This is a genomic window from Neptunomonas sp. (assembly GCF_016744175.1).
Taxonomy (GTDB): Bacteria; Pseudomonadota; Gammaproteobacteria; order Pseudomonadales; family Balneatricaceae; genus Neptunomonas.
Genome location: NZ_JADGEV010000039.1, coordinates 1 through 20,790 on the forward strand (window position 1 = coordinate 1; position 20,790 = coordinate 20,790).

Sequence of the window (20,790 nt, forward strand, 5' to 3'; positions counted from 1 at the left end):
CGTTCCGTTACAGGTAGGAAAGAATCGCCATAATGAAGAGTACCTTGCCACTAAAATGGGAAAAATGGGTCATATGATGACTGAGCATCATTTTGTTGATGATACTAGTGAGTGATTTCTTAATGCCAATTTAGGGGGAAGGCTTTCCCCTAAATTATTGACGATATATATTAAGAATATTTTCGGAATATTGAAACTCTCTAGTTGCGTGTTCGACCCATTGATCCGGAATGCCAAGTATCTTTAATGAACCTTGCCAATTGGACTGAGCAGTAAATTCTGCTACTGCCGAACCTGCGCCGCCTTGTACAGCATGGTCTTCAATACTGATAAATTTCTGATGTGTTTTCATCAAAATGCTGAGCAGTTCAGTGTCGAGCGGCTTAACGAAGCGCATATCTACCAGTGTATGCTGCTCTTTTATTGCTAGCTCTTTCGCTTCAGAAAGGAGTGGGCCAAAATTAAGAACGGCAGTGCCGGATGTTCCTGATATCAGTAACCTTGCCTTGCCTATCGGTATTGTCTCATCGTTGCGAATAGGTTCTGGGCAAGAGCCGCTACCTCGAGGGTATCTAACAGCCGCTGGGCCTGTGTAGTTATAGCCTGTGTTAAGCATTAGCCATTGCTCTTGCTCATCGGCAGGGGTCATTATTACCATTCCAGGGATACAGCGCATAGCTGCAATATCAAAGCTGCCAGCGTGTGTGGCTCCATCTTCACCTACTAACCCTGCGCGATCCACTGCTAATAATACGTCTAAGGATTGAATGGCAATATCGTGTACTAGCTGATCATAAGCACGCTGTAAAAAAGTAGAATAGATTGCCACTACGGGTTTCGTTCCAGCGCAGGCTAAACCTGCTGCAAATGTTAAAGCATGCTGCTCTGCAATCGCTACATCGAAATACCGCTTAGGAAAAGCCTTAGAAAAAGCAATTAAATCCGAGCCTTCACGCATGGCTGGAGTGATACCAACCAGTTTTTCATCTTGCTGTGCTTTATGTAATAGCCAGAGGCCAAAGTTGTTGGCGAAGGTGGCTTGTTTAGATTTTGGAGCTGACGTTATCGGTTCAAGCTTTGTAATGGCGTGATAACCGACAGGATCTGCCTCTGCGGGTAAAAAGCCTTTCCCTTTTAGTGTGGTGATATGTAAAAACTGTGGGCCTGGCTTATTTAGGGCGTCTTTCAATACAGGTAAAAGGGTGTTGAAGTCATGACCATCGATAGGTCCTTGGTATTCAAAAGCAAGTGCTTCAAACAATGCTGCGGTTGTTGCGCTACGGCTACCTTTAGTGAGCTTAAGGTTTTTTGCTAAGTAGGTTGCTAGCCCGCCCTCATTGTGAGATATCGACATATCATTGTCGTTGAGAATTACTAGTATGTTAGCGTTTGTGTGGGCTGCATGGTTCAGTGCTTCAAAAGCCATACCTGCGGTCATAGCGCCATCACCGATAACAGCAACTGTTTTAGTGCTTTTCCCATTTAGTTGGTCTGCGACAGCCATACCCAGCGCTGCACTGATAGAGGTGCTTGAATGCCCAGTACCAAAATCATCATAGGGGCTTTCTTCGCGTCGAGGGAATGGTGCTAAACCATCTTTATGCCGAATGGTTAACATCTGTTCACGGCGGCCAGTCAGTATTTTATGCGGGTAACATTGGTGGCCAACATCCCAAATTACATGATCCGTAGGCGTATCAAGCAGATAATGCAAAGCAATAGTAAGCTCGACAACACCTAAGCCCGCACCAAAATGTCCACCCGTTTGGCCGACGCTATAGAGTAAAAAAGCGCGCAGTTGTTCTGCGATTTCAGGTAGCTCGGTATCAGCTAAACTACGAAGATCCGCTGGTGAACTGATGGTATCCAGTAACGGCGTAGTGGGTCTGGCAGTTGGTATATTCGTAAACATTAGTAAGACCGGTGAACAATGTAGTCTGCCAATTCCCTTAGCATTTTTCCCTGTTCGCCAAAGGGCATAAGGGCATCTAACGCGGCTTTGTGTAAATTATCTAACTTAGCTTTAGCGCCTTCCATGCCTAACAGTGCAGGATAGGTTGGTTTGTTTTGCTCAAGGTCAGACCCTTGTGGCTTGCCAAGCGTTAATGTATCGCCTTCAATATCTAGGATGTCATCTTTGACTTGGAAAGCAAGCCCGATAGCATCACCGTAAGCGAACAAGGCCGACTTTATAGCAGCGTCTTCACACTCTGCAGATAGGTAACCAAGCTCAATAGAGGCGTTAATCAGAGCTCCGGTTTTGTGGGCGTGCATATGCTTAAGTTGTTCTAGTGAGAGTGGTTTGTCGACATGCCTTAAGTCAAATGCTTGGCCGGCCACCATGCCTCTGTCTCCGCTGGCTTTTGCTAGCGCGGAGATCATTTTTAGTTTGGTACTGTCATTCGTTTTACTATTGACTGAACTTAATATCTCAAAGGCAAAGCATTGCAGCGCATCGCCCGCTAAAATTGCAGTCGCCTCATCAAATGCAATATGGCAAGTGGGTTTGCCGCGACGTAGCTCATCATCATCCATTGCAGGAAGGTCATCATGCACTAAAGAATAACTGTGCACGCATTCGATAGCACAAGCGGGTGTATCTGCTTGATTTACATCGCCGTTAAGCAACTGATTAACTAAATAAACAAGTAACGGTCGTACCCTTTTTCCACCATTAAATAATGCATACCGCATGGCATCCTGTAGAAGGGGTTCTATACTAGTATGCGCGAGCGAAGTTTTGAGCTGCTCATCTACACGATGGTGGTATGCCTTAATGACGATTTGCAATGCCACGGGGTTATTCCTGTTCTGTATTGAAGGGTTCAGTTTTTAATTCACCGCTTTGAGTCGTGAGAATATGAACCTTTTGTTCAGCTTGGTCGAGCATTGTTTGGCACTCACGTGTGAGTTTAATGCCTTCTTCAAAGGCATTAAGGGAAGCTTCTAGCGTTAAGTCGCCTTGCTCCATTTGAGTGACTAAAGACTCTAAGTCTGCCAGAGACTGCTCAAAATCAGGTGTTTTCTTTTTACGAGGCATTATTAAATTCCGTACTATATGAGCCGTGAAACAAATGAATTTAAAACTAGAGGTAAATCAATTCATAAAACTGCCGACATAAACCTATACTTAAAACTATGTCTGTAGATATACCGGTCATCTATTCTGGTATTATCCTCTAAAACATAACAGACAAACAGTCATTAGCTTGATGTAAAAGGAGATTTGTGTGGATATAGCGACGCTCGTCGGATTGGTAGGCAGCTTCGGTATTGTTATCGCAGCAATGGTCACAGGTGGTGATGTCGGTACCTTTATCAACCCTCCTTCTTTGCTTATCGTTGTTGGGGGAACATTATTAGTTGCACTAATGAAATTTACGTTAGGTCAATTTCTGGCAACTGGAAAAATAGCAGCTAAAGCATTTATGTTTAAATCGGTTAGCCCCGAAGATATCATCAATGAGACTGTTGAGTTAGCCGATGCTGCGCGTAAGGGTGGATTGCTTTCGCTAGAAGATAAAACGGTTAGCACAGATTTTATGCAGCGTGGAATTCAGTTGCTAGTCGATGGGCATGATCCAGAGATTGTACGCACACTGCTGAATAAAGAGATGAAGCTGACTTATGACCGGCATGAATTTGGTAGCGAAATATTCAAGGCGATGGGGGATGTTGCTCCTGCGATGGGAATGATTGGAACCTTGGTCGGCCTAGTGCAGATGCTTTCTAATATGAGTGACCCTAAATCAATTGGGCCGGCAATGGCGGTGGCGTTGTTAACAACACTATACGGTGCAATGATCTCAACAATGATTGTATTACCCATGGCTGATAAGCTGGGTGTTCGTAAAAATGAAGAAGCACTTAATCAAGCACTAACAATTGATGGTTTATTGGCGATTCAAGCAGGCCAAAATCCTCGTGTGATTGAACAAATGCTCAGAAACTACCTACCTGAGAAAAAACGGGTTGTGGCCAGTTAGAGGATTTGAATCATGAGTGATGAAGAACAAGATTGCCCACCATGCCCTGCGGGGCTACCTGGTTGGTTAGCTACATTTGCAGATTTGATGTCACTGCTGATGTGCTTCTTCGTATTGTTGCTCTCTTTCTCAGAGATGGACGTACTGAAGTTTAAGCAGTTAGCAGGCTCAATGCGCGAAGCTTTTGGTGTGCAAAATGAGATAAAAGTAGAGGATATTCCAAAGGGTACCTCTATTATTGCTCAAGAGTTTAGCCCTGGGCGGCCTGAACCAACACCTATAAATGAAATTCGGCAGATGACCGTCAATAATGATATGAATACGTTGGATATTCGCTCAGAAGTAGGTGAATCTGAGAATCTGGACAATCAAGAAGGTGAAGCTGAACAATTAGCACAAATGCAACAGCAGATGGAAGACGAAGCAAAAGAGCAAGCCGTGAAATTTGCAACAGCCTTGGCGCAAGAAATTGGCGATGGGAGTGTTGAAGTGGAAACGGATGAGCGGAAGATAATTATCCGCGTTAAAGAAAAAGGATCTTTTTCTTCGGGGTCAGCCGCTTTGAAGTTTGCATACATCCCAGTGATGGCAAAAATTCGTGATATTTTGCTAGAGGTCGAAGGAGGGGTATCCATTGAAGGGCACTCTGATAACGTGCCTTATTCGGGTAGATCCTTTCAGTCTAACTGGGATTTATCATCTGCACGTGCACTGGCGGTTGCTAATGAGCTCTTTGATGATTCACGTATAGATCAATCGCAATATCAGATAATTGGCCATGCAGATAGCAAGCCACTAGTACCGAATAACTCTGCTTTAAACCGCGCTATAAATAGGCGTGTAGAAATAGTTATTCAAAAAGGCAAAGACAAGGAACTACTGGAGAAGATTCAGGCTCGAGGGTTGGGTGACTCTGAAGGTGAGCGATTAGCACCCAATGAGATTTTCTAAGGCAGTTTCTTAAAGGACAAAAAAACCGCCAGATGGCGGTTTTTTTATACAGCAAAAATTACTTAGTCATATGCTCAATTGCAGCTGTTAGTTCTGCATCAGTGCAGTCCATGCAGGTGCCTTTTGGTGGCATAGCAGCGATACCAGACTTAGCGGTTACCAAAAGTGCATCAGCGCCTTTTGCTACGCGTGAAGCCCAAGCCGCAGTGTCTCCTGCTTTTGGCGCGCCAGCGACACCAAAGTCGTGACATACGAAACATTTAGTTTTGTACACTTCTTCGCCAGTACGTTCAGCGTTTGCAGCAACAGGAAGCATCAATGCAGCAGCTGCTGCTAGAATTAAAGCCTTTTTCATAGTAATACCCTTATTGGTTTACTTGTCATTAGAAGTAAGATTATTAAAATAATGGACGGCAGTTTAGGTCGTTCATCCTACTTAAGTAAATAGATGAAGTGGTATTAATATGCCATGAATGACAAGTTTGATGGAAGAAAGCGGCGAATAACATGACAAATATCAAGCTTTCGGCACAAACTGTCATCTACGTTGTATAGGGGCTTTTATGTGGCACCATGCTCATCTGTGTGGTTTAGAGGCGCATAGCGTAATATGCTTGGTTGCACTGACTCCGTAATATTGTTTGTTCAGATTGCTTGTCGGCCATTACTTCGCGAATAACTTCTTCGCTAATATCAAGCGGTGCTCTTAGTTGTTTTTTTGCATCAGATATCGAATAACCGCGTTTCAGTAATTGCTTCAACTGAACGCCTATATGATGGTGTTCCATCTTTATTTTCCTTATTTAATTAACTATCTCATGATGCATGATTATTGTGACAATTTTATGTCAGTGCATGATAGCTATTGAATTGTTATAGGGAGTTCTTCATAGATTGGGGGTAGTGACGATTCGCAAATAATCCATCAGTGAATAAGTTGTAAGCAGGTGTCACACATCTGAATTCTATAGGGGTTGTGTTTCCTTTCTCAAAATATGTGGAATTAAGCTGTTATAAATTTGGCTTATGTTGTTCTTTAGCTATTGGTAATATGATAGTTGGTATTAACAAAAGGCAGAGGGTAGGAACATAATGGAAACAGGTATTCTGATCGGTGGCTGTGAAAGCGGTAAGGTATTTTTAAACCCTCGTTATGCTAATCGCCATGGCTTGATTGCTGGGGCGACAGGTACGGGTAAAACTGTGACGTTGCAGTGCCTCGCTGAAGGATTTTCTGATCTAGGTGTGCCTGTGTTTCTTGCCGATGTTAAGGGTGATCTGTCGGGATTAAGCCAAAAAGGAAAGCCTCATCCGAAGGTTGATGAGCGAGTTGAAAAAATTCAGATCGAAAGTTTTTTCCAACGTGGTTACCCGGTTGCGTTTTGGGATGTGTTTGGTGATCAAGGTACACCTGTTCGCTCAACTGTATCGGAGATGGGGCCGCAGCTACTCTCACGCCTGCTAGACCTTAACGAAACCCAAGAAAGTATCCTCACGCTTATTTTTGAGTTTGCTGATGATGAAGGGTTACTGCTGGTTGATCTTAATGACTTACGTACCACATTAGAATTTATTGCTGCGCATGGTAAAGAAATCAGCACACGCTTGTCTGTCTCTAAAGCGTCGGTCAATGCAATTCTACGCCGCTTGTTGATGTTGGAGCGAGAAGGTGGGGATCAGTTCTTTGGAGAACCCGCTTTAGTACTCGAAGACTTGATGCAAGTGAACCGTGATGGTCGCGGTATGATTAATGTGCTGGCATCCGATAAATTGATTTTAAGCCCTCGTGTGTATTCTACGTTCTTACTGTGGTTGTTATCCGAGTTATTTGAAAACCTTCCAGAAGTGGGGGATGCGGATAAACCTAAGATGGTGTTCTTTTTTGATGAGGCGCACCTGCTATTTAACAATTCCTCTAAAGTGTTGGTCGAAAAAGTTGAACAAGTCGTACGTTTAATTCGTTCAAAAGGGGTGGGTGTGTACTTTATTACCCAGAGTCCGAGTGACCTTCCTGAAGGTGTTTTAGGCCAATTAGGTAACCGTGTGCAGCATGCGTTACGTGCTTTTACGCCTAAAGATCAGAAATCTGTTCGTGTAGCAGCGCAAACTTTCCGTCCTAACCCTAAGCTGGATACGGCTGAAGTCATTACCAATATGGGTGTCGGTGAGGCGTTAGTGTCTGTGTTGTTGAAAGATGGAGTACCGAGCATTGTTGAGCGCACCTTGGTTCGCCCTCCCTGTTCACGTATGGGGCCTGCAACCGATCAGGAGCGTCAAGCAGTTATTGATACCAGTAGTATGCACCGTCGTTATGCTGTGGCTTACGATCCTCGCTCAGCGCATGAGATATTACTTGAGCGAACTGATGCGCGTTTAAAAGCAGATGAAGATGAAGAGGCGCGTGAAGCTCAAGAGAAGGAGGATGCAAAAAATAACCGTAAAAGTCGCTCCTCGGGCAGAAATCGACAATCAGTTACTGAAGCTTTACTAAAAAGTGTAGTGCGCAGTATTGGTAGTAGTGTTGGCCGTAGTGTCGGTAAAAGTCTATTGCGAGGTATTTTGGGTTCTTTTATGAAGTAAGCCACTAATGCTAACCGTCTGCGCTGATGTGCTCAGACGGTTATCTGTTTTATTGTTCAAACTCTTTTTTATTCAAATTCCATTGCTTCAAAAACGCGGCCTGCGTTTTTAGCAGCAAGTTCTTCAAATGTCTCTAGATGCTGATAAGGTGCTTGGTCTATTTGGTAAGCATCTTCTAGGCTGCCACCCTCCTCAATCAACACCGCTACTTTTCCACGTATATATTCCAAGTAGCCGCGTGTCCATTGGTCCACTGTTGCAAAGTCGGTAGGTCCGCCGTGACCAGGTATTATAATTTTGTTCTGAGCAAATTTTGCAAAGGTTGTATTCCAGGTCTCCAACCAAGAGGCGGTATCTGTATCGGGGAAAATGGGTAGTAAGCGTGTGTGAAAAGCAATATCGCCAGCGATCATTACATTACGTTGAGGAATATAAACAGAGATGTCTCCAGCTGAATGGGCCGGGCCAAAGTGAATGAGTTCGGCACTAATACCGCCTAAATCTAGTGTCATTTTATCATCAAAGGTTTGGTCGATTTTTACAAGACGAGAGCCTTCTGCGCGCTCTTTGAGAATTGTTTGTAGGCTTGATAAACCATCAGCTCCATGTGATTCAATTTCTTCTACAGCGTCGCTGTGAGCTATTAATGTTGCTCCCTGCTCTTTCCAGTAGTTGTTACCTAACATGGCATGCGACTGCCCATTTTCATCAACGACAAACTTAACGGGGGTGTTGGTGTGTTGCTTAATTTCATCGTGCAGAGCTTTTGCGAGCAAATAAGAGGCGCCACCATTAACAACCAGAACGGCATCGTTACCGATGACAAAAGATAGATTGTTATTGTGACCGGCGTTTTCATAACTGTAGTACTGAGTTTGGCCTATGGCTGACCAGACGTTATCAGCTACCTCAATGGGTTTGTCATAGAGTAATGATTCAGGGTAGCGGTCAGCGAGCGTTGCAGCTGTAGTAAGACTGCAGGTAACGAGTAGGCCTAGGCCTAAGCTCAAAGATTTGACTGTTTGCAACATAACGAAAGCCTTTTGATTTTATTATTTAACAGGTTGTACATTAGTTTTTGCTAATGATTGGGTTAAATAAGTTAAAAGGCAAGTGTTTTGATATGGGATAGACCTAATGTTGAAGGCTTTTTAGTCTATGAGTTTTATTGAGAAGCGTTCAATAGTTAGATCCATCAGTTCTTGGTATTGGGGTTTAAGATGCTGCCAGTTAAAAGTGTCAATATCTGGTGCTGTGGGTAGTGTGTTGTTCTCTTTATGTGTAGCGAGTTTTTTCAGCATGTTGACCAAGGAGTGTGTTTCTTCGGTCGGGTCTGTTGATTGGTCTTGCGAAAAATATCGATACTGCTCACTAAATAGCTCTTGGTAAGCTAATCGATTAGGGACTGCTGGGAGAGCGCCCGCGGCTACTCCTTCAAGTACAGCGATGCCTTGGAAGTCGTGTAGGGCGGTTGATAACACGACATCAGCATTTTGTAGTAGTTGGCGGTATTCTGCGGCTGACTCTATGAAGCCACAGTGTTTGAGTAATGAAGGAAATTGCATTTTTATATTGTTGAAGGCCTCAGGGGCTCGTCGAAACTGTTGACCCACAATTGAGAAGGTGACATTTACGCCATCATTATCAAGCGTTTTTAATGCGTTATAAAGAAGCTCGGGACCCTTATCAAACTCCCAACGATGATTCCATACTATATGTAATGGGCCTGCTTGTTTTCGGGCTTTTCGGTAGCAATCACCGTTCAGTGGGACTGCTAAGACGCTAGAGCTTTTCTGCAAACGTGCGGTTAACCCCAAAGGTACTTGGTCGGGTAGTTTTTTTAATAGAGCGCTGGCGCCCTCAATAAAAGAGTTGCGGTTATAGTGTGTATTAAAAGCAATATGGTCGGCAGCCAGTGCTGAATATACATTCAGTATTTTCGGTTCAACACTTTTAAACTCTTTTCCTGACTCAGGATAAGCAAATTGGTTCTCGTGAAAATACAGCAGCGTCGGAATGTGGCTAAGCGCAGGGACAAACCCCCGAAGGCTAGATAAGTCAGTCATTGATGTGGCAATAATCAAATCGTACGGTTGTTGCAACAGGTGAGCTGACTCTCCAAATGCCCAGCTAAGGCTATTGCCTCGTAACCTCCATGAGAAATACCGGGCAGGTAAGCTCAAAATGGCCCATTGGTGCTCAGGGAAGTTTGTGACCAGTCCTTTACGCCAATATTGATGGCTGTCAGCGTCATAGGCTGATAGAAGAAGAATGCGCATTTATAGTTTAACCAATGAAACACCTTTGATTTGGGCGAATACTTTATTGCCAACCTTAAGTGCAAGGATATCTTTAGAGCGCCGAGTAATACGCGCCAATATTTGGTTATGCTCGCCTAATTGTAAACGCACATTGCATTGTGCGGTGCTGGCTTGTTCAATCTCTAATATCGTAACTGGGAGTATATTTACTATAGTGCTGTCATCAGCAGGGGTTCGAGTAAGACTAATGTGGTTTGCGCTCAAATGGATACGTTTGGTCGTACCTATTGGACCAACAGCGCCCGGGACAGTGACAGTTCCACCGTCAACGCTAAACTCTGTTAAGTCATAGTGTGTGTCGTAATCACTGACAACGGCATCAAGTAAGGAACCTGCATTACTAAAGCGTGCAAGCGGTGCCGTTAGATCAAGCAGCATCTCTTTTAGTGGGCCTTGAGCTGTTACTTTTCCTTTTTCTAGTAACACTATGTGTTCCGCCATGCTTTTTACTTCGCTAAGTGCATGCGTTACATAAATAATGGGGATTGATAAGCGCTCATGTAGTTGCTCTAGGTAGGGAATAATCTCTGCTTTAGTGGAGAAATCTAAGGCAGATAGAGGCTCATCCATTAATAATATTTCAGGGTCAGAGAGAAGAGCGCGTCCAATCGCAATACGCTGCTTTTCGCCGCCTGATAGTTTATCAGGCATACGTTGTAGTAGGTGTGATATGCCTAGTAATTGGCTTACCTCTTCCAATGAAAGTTGGCTTGTTTTCTTACTATGACGTTGCCCAAATAATAGGTTTTTTGTGACATTCAAGTGAGGGAATAAGCTGGGCTCCTGAAATACATAACCTACTTTTCGTTTATAGGCTGGAAGATAAAAGCCAGGTTCTTGCCAAATATGATCATTAATACTCAGTTGAGCTTGTTCCGCTTTGTGCAGTCCTGCAATACATCTTAATAGTGTGGTTTTACCACAACCTGAGGGACCAAATAATACGGTGACTCCCGTAGCAGGAATACTTATATCTACATCTAATGCGAAGTGCTCGAGCGGCGTTTGAAAACGAATTTGTATCCCTTTGCTCATGCCCCACTTCCTTTTCGGCTATTGCGCTCTAATAGCGTCATGCTGAGTATGACTATAAAAGAGAAGCAGAGCATACTGCCGGCAATTAGGTGTGCTTGAGCCCACTCTAAAGATTCAACATAGTCGTAGATAGCAATCGATAAGACTTTGGTTTCTCCTGGGATGTTGCCTCCAATCATCAATACAACCCCAAATTCCCCTAAGGTATGTACAAAAGACATGATCGAACCAGTAAGCAACCCATGCCTTGATAGTGGGAGTACGACAGAAAAGAAGGTATTCAGAGGTGATGCACGTAATGTCGCCGCTACTTCTAAAGGGCGAGTGCCAATAGACTCAAAGGTATTGCGTAGCGGTTGCACCATAAAAGGTAGTGAGAAAATTACAGAACCTATCACTAAGCCGCTGAAGGTAAAAGTAAGTGGCCCACCGAAAAGGGAAGTAAGGAGGTTACCTAATGGGCTGTCTGGGCCTAGAGATATCAGTAGGTAAAAGCCTAAAACAGTCGGTGGCAATACTAAAGGCATGCTGACTAATGTTGCTACCATATCCTTCACTAGTCCACGTGAACGAGCAAGCCACCACGCCAGAGGTATGCCGACTATTAGCAATATGAAGGTGGTCAGGGTGGCGAGTTTTAATGTCAGTAGAATGGCATCTAACATCTATTTTGTAATCACTTTGTAATATAACCGTAATGTTGAATAACTGATTTTGCTTCATCAGACTGTAAAAATCGATAGAAAGCATTTGCTGCAGGCTTATTAGCAGCATGCTTGAGTATTATAGCGCCCTGATGAATAGGGTTATAAAGTACTTGAGGCACAGCCCATGAATACCCTCGTTTATCTAATACTGTTTGTGCCCGTGCAACAAAGGCTGCGTCTACATTACCACTGGCAGCAAACTGGTACGTTTGTGCAATATTGTCGCCCCGGATGAGCTTCCACGTTCTTCGGGTTGCCATTAAGTTATCCAGTACCTGCTGAGCAGCTTTACCGTAGGGTGCTGTTTTAGCGTTAGCAATAGCAAGACGTTTTATTGAATCGCTCTTTAGAATATCTATTCCATCGACAATATTGGAAAGATCGCGGCTCCATAATACAAGCTGCCCTGTTGCATAGATAAAGGGTCTGTTGGTTGCATAGCCTTCAGTGTGAAGTCTCTGTGGGCGCTCTATGTCGGCGGCTAAGAGTAAGTCAAATGGAGCGCCTTGGCGTATTTGTATATAAAGCTTTCCTGTTGACCCTGAGCTAACTTGCACTTGATGGCCTGTTCTTTCAGTAAAGGATACAGCGAGTGCTTTAGCTGCCGCAGTAAAATTGGATGCTACTGCAATACGTATGTTATCTGCAAATAAGGATCCAGAAAAGAAACTCAATAGTAATGTGGTAGCAAGTGCTTTCATGGCAAAGCCTTTAAGGTTGAGGTCATTAATATAATCACTTGAGTTAGAAAATCCACTTATGCGAATGGTTAAGCATACTTAATTAGCCGTAGTGAAGCAGGAGTGGTCATATTCTCGTCATAAAGGTATGAGACATTGAGGTTATGATTGATTTGTTGCAGTGCAACAAAGTTGTTGACACCCAGCTGTAAATGTTTAGAATGATCATCATTGTGCAGTGCACCATTAATTATTAATTATTTCGGGGATATACACCATGACTAACAACATCGATATGCAGAAGCCTCTAGAAGCTGTTAAAACTCTTATGACTCTTCAGGCTGCTACAATCAACCAGTCTGTTGAACTACAGAAAAAAGCAGGCGAAGATCTAGCTTCTTTCTTCAAAACTGAAGTAGAAAAAGCTAAAGAGCTTAAAACTCCAGAAGACGTTGTTAAATTCAACGTTGCTGCTAACACTGCATTGTTCGAAATGCTAAAAGTTCAGGGCGAAGCTTTTACAGCTCTAGCAACTTCAGCTAGCAAAAATGCAATGGAAGAAATGCAGAAAATGGGTAAGTAATTTGTGATTTTTAAAAACCGGCTTAGGCCGGTTTTTTTGTCTCTATTGTTTAATATCACTGTACCGGACGGTATTCCTACCTGCTTGTTTTGCAAGATAAAGTGAATCATCTAAACGCTTGAGCATTGATTGGTAGTTTTCACTTTCATGGAATTCTGCAACACCCGCACTGACGGTTATTTGCCGGTCGGCTATAAAGCGCTGTCGTGCTAAATGTTCACGTACTTTATGGGCCAGTTTTATAGCGCCTTGTAAATCAGTTTTCGGACATACTAGTAAAAACTCTTCACCTCCCCAGCGGCCTAGCAAATCGGCATCCCGAGTAGCTTGGTTCATTTCATGTGTGGCATGTATTAGCACTTCATCGCCTTTTTGATGCCCATACTCGTCATTGATCTCTTTAAAGTAATCCAGATCAAATAACACCATGGAAAAAACTTCTCCGTAGCGTTTGGAGGTTGCCGTTACTCGTTGTATTTCCTTGTCTAATAAATAACGGTTAGGAAGTTGTGTGAGCTGGTCTGTCATGGCTTGTTTAGCAAGCTCTTGGTTTAACTCTTCTAGTTTTTTATTGTAGCCTGCAATAACTTGATACCGATAAATACCTAAAAATATAAAAACAGCAATGACAGCTAAAGTGCTCCAGATAAAATTATAATCAACGTCTTTTTCGTATTGGATACCCACCCAGCGGTTTAGAATCTGCCTTTTTTCTTCATCAGAAATACTTTCAATCACTTTGTTAAAAATGGGGACCCAGGCTGGCCAGTCATTATCTTTCCGTACACCGATAGCAAGGTCAAATGCGATAGGAAGAGTGCTGGAAATTTTTATATTAAGGTGGTTTTCTTTATTTACATTGTGAGCAATCACTTCAAGAGAATCGATATAACCAAATACTTTTTCTTCGCTGAGTTTGTTTAAAGCCTCTTTAATAGAGGTAACTTCAACAATGTTTAGTTGAGGGTAGTATGGCTTTATTAAACTTGCTGCAGAGCTATCTTTTATCACGGCAACAGGTTTTTTGCCTATATTATTGATATCTTTGATAAAGAATTGATCTTGTCTTGTTGCCAATACAATGGGAGACGTAAGTACTGGTTGTGTAAAGGTAAGAAACTGCCTGCGAGCTTCTGTGGGGGTTATTGCTGTAATAACATCACAGGACTTTTCTTTCATTAGGGCGATTGACTCACTCCAGTTTGAGGTTGGAACGAGAGTGAAGTTTGTTGAGAGGCGTTCACTAATGATGGCCATGAAATCGGCAGTGACGCCTTGGTATATTTTATTTTCATTTATAAAGGTAAAAGGTAACCAGTTTGGTCCTACGCACATGCGAATGGAAGGCGTTTGCTCAACGAGATATTTTTCGTAAGCACTGAGTGTTACCCCCTTTTGAATATTCTTTACTTGCGATATTGGCTGTGCACTAAACCAGCGAGTTTGTATGCGAACTTTTTCATGTTGACTGAGTGTTGATAAGGCTTTATTCATGATGGAAATTGCTAAGGGCCAATCTTTTCGAATACCAAACACCAGATCTAATTGCTGGGGAAGGTGAAAAGCTATATGTAAGTATGGCATGCCTAGTTTGTTGGCTAGGTAAAGCGTTGCACCGTTACCAAAGGTCGCATCGGCAGTACCGGTTGATAAGGCAGAAAAAAGCTCTTCAACGGTATCGACATAAAGAATGTGAGTGTTTTGATACTGCTTGGCTAGCTTTATATCAGCAAGATTCCCTTTTTGTATAACGATTGTTTTATCTTGTAAGTCTTCAGGTTTCTTAATGCTTTGCGGGTTACCTGTCGAAACAAACACAGATTTTTGTAATGTTAAATAAGGTGTGCTGAAGTTGAGATAAGAGGTTCTTCCTGGTGCAGCGGTTCCTGTGCTAAGCCCATCAATTTTATGGACTTTAGCTTTTGCCTGCATGCTTGCCCATTTTCCAACAGCTAAGGTGAAATTAGCGCCTGTGAGCTGGTTTACCTTTTTTAATATTTCTGCATCGTAACCTGTAATGTTTCCATCAGGGCTTACAATGATATAAGGCTCCCAAGACTTGTCTGATCCCAGGGTTATTGTAGGGTGTTCTTGAATGAAGGTTTTTTCTTCAGCAGATAAGACAATTTTTTCAATATCAGCAAAGCTATGATTAGAGAAAGAAAACAGTAAGCCCGCTAGCCATAGGTAGACTACAAATTTACGGCTTACTCTGTTCTCAAACAGTGTCTGACTCATGTATGACCAATGCTATGATTATTTATCACTTATAACTGTAGTTTAGTTTTAAGAAATAGATGGAATAGATTGCTAAAAAAATTAGATGTTTAAAACGCAATCGCAAATGAGAGCTTACGCATTGCGTTTTAAAACACGTGTTAGACGGGTGGTTTCTAGCCGTTACGTGGGTTGCTTTCTTCAATCACTGTTTTAGTGCTTTGCGCAACCCGAAATGCCGATAGTTTTGGGTAAAGTGAAAGGTCGCATAATTCGCGAAAGTGAACCCAGTCGAGGAGGCAAAAAAGACAAATAGAAGGATAATCCCAAGATGAAAACTGCCCTTCAGCCATTGCTTTCTCTAGAAGCGGCATTGTTCTTTCTATACGTTCTTTTTGGAGGTTAATAATAAGTGCATCAGCGTCGGTATCTATGTTGGAGCGAGCTGCCATTAAGAGAATTACAAAAGAATCGTTTGCTGCATCAATGAGGGTTAACAGATTTTCCTGATCCCAACTTATTGATTTTTCTTCATGTTTTCTTGCCAAATAACGATGGATAGCGCGGGAGTCATAAATTTTCTGCCCATCATCAATTAAAACAGGAATCTTCATTGCTGGCGTGTAGGTAGCAAGCGCTTCGCGACCCTCGGGTGTATATATGTTCAAATTGATGAATTCATAATCTTTTCCATCTAAAAACAAGCGGATACGGCGTGCATAGGGTGACATACCTGAGCCAATGAGTTTCATGCTTTCTCCTGAAAGGGGGCTGTAAGTTAGTTAGCTATTTGTGCTGTTATTAGCTTTCGTATTCTTTTATAGCTTAAAAATGATAATTCTGGAACGTGCATTCTTAAACTATATCGCCAGGTAAGCAATTGGCTGTGCCTGTTTTGCTATTCTAACCAGCCTCCGGTTGCTTGGATTGGTTGTGCGTTGTCAGCTGAAGTTAACCATACGATAAGTGCTTGGCGTTGTGATGCATCGAGGTTAGGTAACGATATGTTTGTGCTTTGAGTTGGAAGCTGTAGATGTTCTTTTTGAACAGCAACAAAGTTATGCACCATGTTTTTACCTTTGTTTTCGCCTGAAGTAACGTTTGAACGTTGGTCAAACGTCATTAAAACAAGGTGTGCCGTCAAATCTGATGGTGTGCTTTGGCCATCTTTATAGTTGATAGAGATCTGTTGGTTATCATCTACATTTACTGTTAAGTGGCCGCCTTGGCGGGTGGGGGCTGCGGGTAACTTCTGGCCTAAGAAAAACCCCCGCCATTCTTTGCCGTCGACAACCCAACCTGGTGTATAAATGCTGTCTATTGCGCCTACTTTTTTTAATGTGTACTGACGTTCAGTAAATAGAGGTTTTGCATAGCTGTCTTTCCAGCCAATGTAGTCCCAATAATCAACATGAAATGCTACGGGGAGCCGCTTAGTCCATAGCTCAGGGTCACTAAGTAACGTGCTTAAGTTACGATCAGCGGGTGGGCAGCTAGAGCAGCCCTCTGATGTATATAACTCAACAAGCTGTGGTACTGTCCCTGATTGTTCAAAAAGCTGTGAAGCAGATGCAGTTAAAGGGAGTGCAGCACTGGCCATGAAAAGAAGGCCTGCATAAGCAAAAGGATGAGTCATAGTGTGTTCTCGTGGTTCGATCAACAGATTGAAGCGTATTTTTTATATAGTTTTATGACAGGTGATAAACAAGAGAGTTCAGCAATGTGAAAATTTCTCTTTTGATCATTTGAATTGTTCATTCATTCGTTCAATCTCCTCTGCCAGAATGCTTGTAAAACGACTAGCTAAAACGGATGCTGGCCGGTGTGCAGGGGTGAGTACTGAAACTGACAGCAAGATATCGGGAGTAAAGCGTCGAAAGGTTAGTTTGGCGTTATCGTCAAAGCGATCCAGGTAGCCGCTGGCCGTCATTGGGTCACAAATACAGTAGCATAAACCCTCTTCTACTAGCTTTAATGCTGGCTGAAAATTCCTTAGTTCAAATCGGGGTGTGAATTTTGCTCCTGTTGTTTTAAAAGCAGACAGTGTGGATTGATAATTGGGGTGATCCTCTTCTAATGTAGCAAGCGGGCTTTCTGAGAGATCCTGTGGAGTAAGGAATTCTTTATTTGCTAGCTCGTCATCTTTACGAAGTGCACAGACGCATTGTAACTCGAAGGTTTGCGCTGTTAAGGCCCTGTTGGGCGGCGGTGTTTCAGCTAGTCCAACATCATACTGTTGTGATGTCACCCAGCCTTCGATGACGGATGAGGCGCGCATCATCATTGATACATTGACCTTGGGTTTATCTCGTACAAAGTCAGCGACTAACCTTGGCATGAGATAATTGGCCGCAGCCGGCATACAAGCAATGCGTAGGCGCCCTTGTTCAAGCCCTGCAATCTCTTTCATGGTGCGAGAGGTTTTATTAAGGCGATTTAAAATGTGCTCGGCTTCTTCAAGAAAGTAGTGCGCTTCTGGCTTTCTTATGAGCCTCCCTCGCTGTCTTTCAAATAGCTCAACGCCTAGCTCTTCTTCCAGTGTAGCAATCATATTGCTGACAGCCGGTTGGGTTCTTTGTAACGTTCGTGCAGCTTCTGAGATAGACCCTGTACGCATGACCTCCCGAAAACACTGAAGTTGGCGAATGGTGATATTCATTGTTAGCTACCTTCTTTGTACAAGTATTCGTCAATGCATGGCTAAAAATCCGAACGTTAACCATACCTTAGTAAAGGAATTAAAGCTGTGGCTTAAATTTGGAAAACTTAACTCTATGTTATGCAAGAAGATAACCAATATCCATAATTTAATATTATGGATGTATCAATATTTTGAAATTGATTTTATACCTTTGGGTTGTAATTATGACCCTACGAATAATGATAAGAAATGTGGTGAGGAGCTTCCTGATGAACAAATTTGCTAGCTATCTACTAACCGGACTTATCTGTCTGGTAGCAGGTGGTCAGTTTATCCAAGTAATCACACGTTACGTGCTTGAAATTCCAGTCATGGGGTTGGAAGAGACTCTGCTGTATCCGACGCTGTGGTTGTACATGTTAGGAGCGGTGAATGCTTCGCGTGAGAATACGCATATTCGGGCTAACGTGTTGGAAATCTTCTTAAAGACCAAGCATCAAGTCACTGTATTGGCTATTACCGGTGAGGTGCTTAGTTTGGTTATCGGTTGTTGGCTCACGTACTGGGCATGGGATTTCACTAAGTATTCTCTGCGTGTATGGAAAGAGAGCCCGACGCTCTATATTCCCACTTTCTATATGGATGTGGCCTTGTTGACGGGCATGATTTTGATGATGCTTTATACCGCGTGGCACTTGTGGAACCACATCTGCGACCTGACTACTGATAAGGAGCAATAAAATGATTGAAGTTGCACTGATAGCAGTGGCTGTTCTGGTTATTGTGTTGACCTTGGGCTTGCCGCTTCCTTACTGCTTTGGCGCAGGCCTGATGGTGATGTACTACTTAGGTGATGTCATCATGAAAGGTAACATGCTGTGGGGGTTTCAGCAGCTAGGTAACCCAGTTTTACTAGCGATACCGCTGTTTGTTTTTGCCGGCACCATCATGAGCGTGAGTGGTATAGCCGCTAGCTTGCTTAACTTTGTTAATATTTTTGTGGGGCATTTACGTGGTGGCCTAGGTGTAGTTGCAACGGTTAGTTGTGCATTGATTGGTGCTATTTCAGGTTCGGGCTTAACGGGTGTTGCGGCGATTGGACCGCTTCTCATTCCAGAGATGGAGAAGCAGGGTTATCCGCGAGAATATGCAACAGCGCTTATCGCAAACGCTTCGTTATTAGGGCTGCTAATCCCGCCAAGCGTCACCATGATTGTATATGGTTGGGTGACAGATACATCAATCTTGGCCTGTTTTCTGGCGACTCTCGGTCCTGGCTTGTTGATCATGTTTAACTTCTCTGTGGTTAACATTTGGTTAGCACGAAAGTTTCCTTTGGTTTTGAATGAGCGCCTAAAAGGCAAAGCGTTTGTTGCTGAAGCAACGACGCGCGGTTTTAATGCGACTCCTGCGTTGCTGATGCCTGTCATTATTTTGGGAGGAATCTACGGTGGCATTATGACACCGACTGAAGCGGCGGCTGTTGCAGTTATTTATGCCATACCAGTAGGTTTCTGGATTTATAAAGGACTTGATTTAAAGACATTCTTAGCAGCGGCAAAAGAAGCATCAACCTCTGTTGGAACTATTATGTTGATGATCTTGTTCAGCATGATTTTGTCACAGATCTTCGTGGTAGAAAGCGTACCGCAGGCGATCGTTGAATCAATTTTCGAAATTACTGAAAACAAAGCTGTTTTGTTAGTTTTGATCAATATTTTGCTCTTCTTGGTCGGCATGGTTGTTAATGATGTCACCGCTATTATTCTGATTGCACCGCTGCTTCTGCCTTTGATGGGCGCGCTTGGCATCAGCCCTATTCAGTTTGCTGCGATTATGGGAGTGAATACTGCGATGGGTGGTGTTACGCCGCCTTACGCTTCAATCCTGTACCTCGGTGCCCGTATTGGTAAGGTGCCGGTAACCAAAGTTATCCGTCCTGCCATGCTACTGATTATTACTGGTTACCTGCCAGTAGTCTTCCTGACATCGTTCTGGGACGACCTATCGATGTTTTTGCCTAACTTCTTTGGCTATTAAAAATCTAAAAACGAAAGAGGATTCTGTAATGAAAAAGTCACTTTTAACCACAGCAGTACTAGCGAGTACTTTAGCATTCACTACTATTAGTGAGGCCGCTGAGCTAAAGATTAGCCATATTCGCCCTCAGGGCGCGACGATTGATCTGGAACTTAAAGAGCTTTCAGCTGATATCGAAAAAGCGACGGGTGGGGATTTGAAATTAAAAATCTTTGCTGCAAGCGCACTGGGTGATTACACAACGGTACAAGAACGTATTTCTATTGGTGCTATTGATATGGCAGTTCAGCCTGCTGCAACAGCCGCATCACGCAAAATGCAGATCAGTGCATTTCCGTATGTAGCCGCTAACTGGAAAGAAGCACAGAAAATCTATGGTCCAGGTGGTGCAATCAACAAAGCTATGAAAGATCTATATGCAAAGCAAGATATAGAGATGCTGGCTGCATACCCAGTCTATTTTGGCGGTGTAGCCTTAAACCGTGAAGCGGTGTCGCCAGGCAACCCTGATATAGCGAAAGGCATTAAAGTACGTGTGCCAGGAATTAAAAGCTTTCAGCTAACAGCTGATGCTCTGGGCTATATCAGCTCCCCTATCCCATTTTCGGAAGCGTTTACTGCCGTGCAAACAGGTGTTGTTGATGGCGTCATTGGTTCGGGTGCAGAAGGGTATTACGCTTCTTTTCGTGATGTAACCAAGACCTATATTCCAGTTAATACCCATTTTGAAGTGTGGTACATGATCGTGAATTCTGAAACTTTAGCTGACTTGGATGACGACGATAAAGCGGCATTACGTAAAGCTGCTTCAGATTTTGAAGTGCGTCGCTGGGCTAAAGCTGAATCAGATCAGACAGCCAATGAAAAGAAGCTTGAGGCATACGGCGCTACCATCGTTAAGGTAACCGATGACCAGTTAGCTGCTGCGGCTGCAAAAGCACGGGCTGAAGTATGGCCACAAATTCTGGAAGATGTTGGTGCTGAATGGGGACAGGGGATCCTAGACAAGATCGCTAACTAAGGGTTGTAGTTAACACTGCTGTTAGCAC

At 43.2% G+C, this 20,790-nt stretch carries 21 protein-coding genes; 7 read left to right on the top strand and 14 right to left on the bottom strand.

Features of this window, described 5'->3' with window-relative positions:
* Positions 1-154: 154 nt before the first annotated feature.
* Genes QZZ55_RS15305 through QZZ55_RS15315 form a run of 3 tightly spaced genes read right to left on the bottom strand, consistent with a single transcriptional unit; the run spans position 155 to position 3,040 of the window.
* Positions 155-1,912: a 1-deoxy-D-xylulose-5-phosphate synthase gene (locus tag QZZ55_RS15305; protein WP_293268271.1), complete on the bottom strand. Its 1,758-nt coding sequence runs from the start codon at positions 1,910-1,912 to the stop codon at positions 155-157.
* Positions 1,912-2,796, bottom strand: coding sequence for a farnesyl diphosphate synthase (locus tag QZZ55_RS15310; protein WP_293268272.1), 885 nt, complete (start codon positions 2,794-2,796; stop codon positions 1,912-1,914). Before QZZ55_RS15310 ends, QZZ55_RS15305 begins: the two co-directional genes overlap by 1 nt.
* A 4-nt stretch (positions 2,797-2,800) precedes the next feature.
* The gene (locus QZZ55_RS15315; RefSeq protein WP_293268273.1) at positions 2,801-3,040 is read right to left on the bottom strand and encodes an exodeoxyribonuclease VII small subunit; all 240 of its coding nucleotides are present in this window, start codon (positions 3,038-3,040) and stop codon (positions 2,801-2,803) included.
* A gap of 190 nt (positions 3,041-3,230) precedes the next feature.
* Between QZZ55_RS15315 and pomA the strand changes: the two genes are divergently transcribed.
* Positions 3,231-3,986 carry a flagellar motor protein PomA gene (pomA, locus tag QZZ55_RS15320; RefSeq protein ID WP_293268275.1) on the top strand — a complete coding sequence of 252 codons (756 nt, stop codon included), beginning with the start codon at positions 3,231-3,233 and terminating at the stop codon, positions 3,984-3,986.
* 12 nt (positions 3,987-3,998) lie between these two features.
* Positions 3,999-4,937, top strand: a complete 939-nt coding sequence (locus QZZ55_RS15325; protein ID WP_293268276.1) for a flagellar motor protein MotB — start codon at positions 3,999-4,001, stop codon at positions 4,935-4,937.
* A 58-nt stretch (positions 4,938-4,995) separates the two neighbouring features.
* Here QZZ55_RS15325 and QZZ55_RS15330 read toward each other — a convergent pair whose 3' ends face one another.
* Positions 4,996-5,292 carry a c-type cytochrome gene (locus tag QZZ55_RS15330; RefSeq protein ID WP_293268277.1) on the bottom strand — a complete coding sequence of 99 codons (297 nt, stop codon included), beginning with the start codon at positions 5,290-5,292 and terminating at the stop codon, positions 4,996-4,998.
* 235 nt (positions 5,293-5,527) lie between these two features.
* Positions 5,528-5,725 (bottom strand): hypothetical protein, encoded by a 198-nt coding sequence (locus QZZ55_RS15335; RefSeq protein ID WP_293268278.1) that lies wholly within the window; start codon positions 5,723-5,725, stop codon positions 5,528-5,530.
* Between the two features lie 304 nt (positions 5,726-6,029).
* Here QZZ55_RS15335 and QZZ55_RS15340 point away from each other — a divergent pair, with 304 nt between their 5' ends.
* Positions 6,030-7,517: a helicase HerA-like domain-containing protein gene (locus tag QZZ55_RS15340; protein ID WP_293268279.1), complete on the top strand. Its 1,488-nt coding sequence runs from the start codon at positions 6,030-6,032 to the stop codon at positions 7,515-7,517.
* Positions 7,518-7,585: 68 nt separating this feature from the next.
* Here QZZ55_RS15340 and QZZ55_RS15345 read toward each other — a convergent pair whose 3' ends face one another.
* The 5 genes from QZZ55_RS15345 to modA all read right to left on the bottom strand — a co-directional run bounded on the left by QZZ55_RS15345 (position 7,586) and on the right by modA (position 12,281).
* Complete coding sequence (locus QZZ55_RS15345) at positions 7,586-8,548, bottom strand: MBL fold metallo-hydrolase (protein WP_293268280.1); 963 nt, start codon at positions 8,546-8,548, stop codon at positions 7,586-7,588.
* A gap of 120 nt (positions 8,549-8,668) precedes the next feature.
* The gene (locus QZZ55_RS15350) at positions 8,669-9,796 is read right to left on the bottom strand and encodes a DUF3524 domain-containing protein (protein ID WP_293268282.1); all 1,128 of its coding nucleotides are present in this window, start codon (positions 9,794-9,796) and stop codon (positions 8,669-8,671) included.
* Positions 9,797-10,873: a molybdenum ABC transporter ATP-binding protein gene (gene modC, locus QZZ55_RS15355; RefSeq protein ID WP_293268283.1), complete on the bottom strand. Its 1,077-nt coding sequence runs from the start codon at positions 10,871-10,873 to the stop codon at positions 9,797-9,799.
* The gene (gene modB, locus QZZ55_RS15360; protein WP_293268284.1) at positions 10,870-11,538 is read right to left on the bottom strand and encodes a molybdate ABC transporter permease subunit; all 669 of its coding nucleotides are present in this window, start codon (positions 11,536-11,538) and stop codon (positions 10,870-10,872) included. The genes modC and modB overlap by 4 nt, the downstream gene beginning before the upstream one ends.
* Before the next feature lie 11 nt (positions 11,539-11,549).
* Entirely contained in the window at positions 11,550-12,281 is a 732-nt protein-coding gene (gene modA / locus QZZ55_RS15365; RefSeq protein WP_293268286.1) for a molybdate ABC transporter substrate-binding protein, read from the bottom strand.
* Positions 12,282-12,537: 256 nt separating this feature from the next.
* On the opposite strand from modA, the gene QZZ55_RS15370 reads away from it, so the two are divergent.
* A complete protein-coding gene (locus QZZ55_RS15370; protein ID WP_293268287.1) occupies positions 12,538-12,843 on the top strand; it encodes a hypothetical protein in 306 nt (101 codons plus the stop codon).
* A 42-nt stretch (positions 12,844-12,885) separates the two neighbouring features.
* On the opposite strand, the gene QZZ55_RS15375 is transcribed toward QZZ55_RS15370, so the two are convergent.
* The 4 genes from QZZ55_RS15375 to QZZ55_RS15390 all read right to left on the bottom strand — a co-directional run bounded on the left by QZZ55_RS15375 (position 12,886) and on the right by QZZ55_RS15390 (position 17,719).
* Positions 12,886-15,081 carry a transporter substrate-binding domain-containing protein gene (locus QZZ55_RS15375; protein WP_293268288.1) on the bottom strand — a complete coding sequence of 732 codons (2,196 nt, stop codon included), beginning with the start codon at positions 15,079-15,081 and terminating at the stop codon, positions 12,886-12,888.
* Positions 15,082-15,236: 155 nt separating this feature from the next.
* Complete coding sequence (locus QZZ55_RS15380) at positions 15,237-15,812, bottom strand: glutathione S-transferase family protein (RefSeq protein ID WP_293268289.1); 576 nt, start codon at positions 15,810-15,812, stop codon at positions 15,237-15,239.
* A 146-nt stretch (positions 15,813-15,958) separates the two neighbouring features.
* The gene (locus QZZ55_RS15385; protein WP_293268290.1) at positions 15,959-16,696 is read right to left on the bottom strand and encodes a DUF1223 domain-containing protein; all 738 of its coding nucleotides are present in this window, start codon (positions 16,694-16,696) and stop codon (positions 15,959-15,961) included.
* A 105-nt stretch (positions 16,697-16,801) separates the two neighbouring features.
* Positions 16,802-17,719, bottom strand: coding sequence for a LysR substrate-binding domain-containing protein (locus QZZ55_RS15390; RefSeq protein ID WP_293268292.1), 918 nt, complete (start codon positions 17,717-17,719; stop codon positions 16,802-16,804).
* Between the two features lie 251 nt (positions 17,720-17,970).
* Between QZZ55_RS15390 and QZZ55_RS15395 the strand changes: the two genes are divergently transcribed.
* The 3 genes from QZZ55_RS15395 to dctP are packed head-to-tail and all read left to right on the top strand — an operon-like array spanning position 17,971 to position 20,762.
* Positions 17,971-18,441 (top strand): TRAP transporter small permease subunit, encoded by a 471-nt coding sequence (locus QZZ55_RS15395; protein ID WP_293268293.1) that lies wholly within the window; start codon positions 17,971-17,973, stop codon positions 18,439-18,441.
* 1 nt (position 18,442) lies between these two features.
* Entirely contained in the window at positions 18,443-19,741 is a 1,299-nt protein-coding gene (locus QZZ55_RS15400) for a TRAP transporter large permease (protein WP_293268295.1), read from the top strand.
* Between the two features lie 28 nt (positions 19,742-19,769).
* A complete protein-coding gene (dctP, locus tag QZZ55_RS15405) occupies positions 19,770-20,762 on the top strand; it encodes a TRAP transporter substrate-binding protein DctP (protein ID WP_293268297.1) in 993 nt (330 codons plus the stop codon).
* The last annotated feature ends 28 nt before the right edge of the window (positions 20,763-20,790 follow it).

What these genes read in the sequence shown, in the direction of transcription:
- QZZ55_RS15305 (WP_293268271.1), bottom strand. Translation starts at nt 1,912, where the DNA reads ATGTTTACGAATATACCAACTGCCAGACCCACTACGCCGTTACTGGAT.
- QZZ55_RS15315 (WP_293268273.1), bottom strand. Translation starts at nt 3,040, where the DNA reads ATGCCTCGTAAAAAGAAAACACCTGATTTTGAGCAGTCTCTGGCAGAC.
- QZZ55_RS15325 (WP_293268276.1), top strand. Translation starts at nt 3,999, where the DNA reads ATGAGTGATGAAGAACAAGATTGCCCACCATGCCCTGCGGGGCTACCT.
- QZZ55_RS15330 (WP_293268277.1), bottom strand. Translation starts at nt 5,292, where the DNA reads ATGAAAAAGGCTTTAATTCTAGCAGCAGCTGCTGCATTGATGCTTCCT.
- QZZ55_RS15335 (WP_293268278.1), bottom strand. Translation starts at nt 5,725, where the DNA reads ATGGAACACCATCATATAGGCGTTCAGTTGAAGCAATTACTGAAACGC.
- QZZ55_RS15340 (WP_293268279.1), top strand. Translation starts at nt 6,030, where the DNA reads ATGGAAACAGGTATTCTGATCGGTGGCTGTGAAAGCGGTAAGGTATTT.
- QZZ55_RS15345 (WP_293268280.1), bottom strand. Translation starts at nt 8,548, where the DNA reads ATGTTGCAAACAGTCAAATCTTTGAGCTTAGGCCTAGGCCTACTCGTT.
- QZZ55_RS15350 (WP_293268282.1), bottom strand. Translation starts at nt 9,796, where the DNA reads ATGCGCATTCTTCTTCTATCAGCCTATGACGCTGACAGCCATCAATAT.
- modC (WP_293268283.1), bottom strand. Translation starts at nt 10,873, where the DNA reads ATGAGCAAAGGGATACAAATTCGTTTTCAAACGCCGCTCGAGCACTTC.
- modB (WP_293268284.1), bottom strand. Translation starts at nt 11,538, where the DNA reads ATGTTAGATGCCATTCTACTGACATTAAAACTCGCCACCCTGACCACC.
- modA (WP_293268286.1), bottom strand. Translation starts at nt 12,281, where the DNA reads ATGAAAGCACTTGCTACCACATTACTATTGAGTTTCTTTTCTGGATCC.
- QZZ55_RS15370 (WP_293268287.1), top strand. Translation starts at nt 12,538, where the DNA reads ATGACTAACAACATCGATATGCAGAAGCCTCTAGAAGCTGTTAAAACT.
- QZZ55_RS15375 (WP_293268288.1), bottom strand. Translation starts at nt 15,081, where the DNA reads ATGAGTCAGACACTGTTTGAGAACAGAGTAAGCCGTAAATTTGTAGTC.
- QZZ55_RS15380 (WP_293268289.1), bottom strand. Translation starts at nt 15,812, where the DNA reads ATGAAACTCATTGGCTCAGGTATGTCACCCTATGCACGCCGTATCCGC.
- QZZ55_RS15385 (WP_293268290.1), bottom strand. Translation starts at nt 16,696, where the DNA reads ATGACTCATCCTTTTGCTTATGCAGGCCTTCTTTTCATGGCCAGTGCT.
- QZZ55_RS15390 (WP_293268292.1), bottom strand. Translation starts at nt 17,719, where the DNA reads ATGAATATCACCATTCGCCAACTTCAGTGTTTTCGGGAGGTCATGCGT.
- QZZ55_RS15395 (WP_293268293.1), top strand. Translation starts at nt 17,971, where the DNA reads ATGAACAAATTTGCTAGCTATCTACTAACCGGACTTATCTGTCTGGTA.
- QZZ55_RS15400 (WP_293268295.1), top strand. Translation starts at nt 18,443, where the DNA reads ATGATTGAAGTTGCACTGATAGCAGTGGCTGTTCTGGTTATTGTGTTG.
- dctP (WP_293268297.1), top strand. Translation starts at nt 19,770, where the DNA reads ATGAAAAAGTCACTTTTAACCACAGCAGTACTAGCGAGTACTTTAGCA.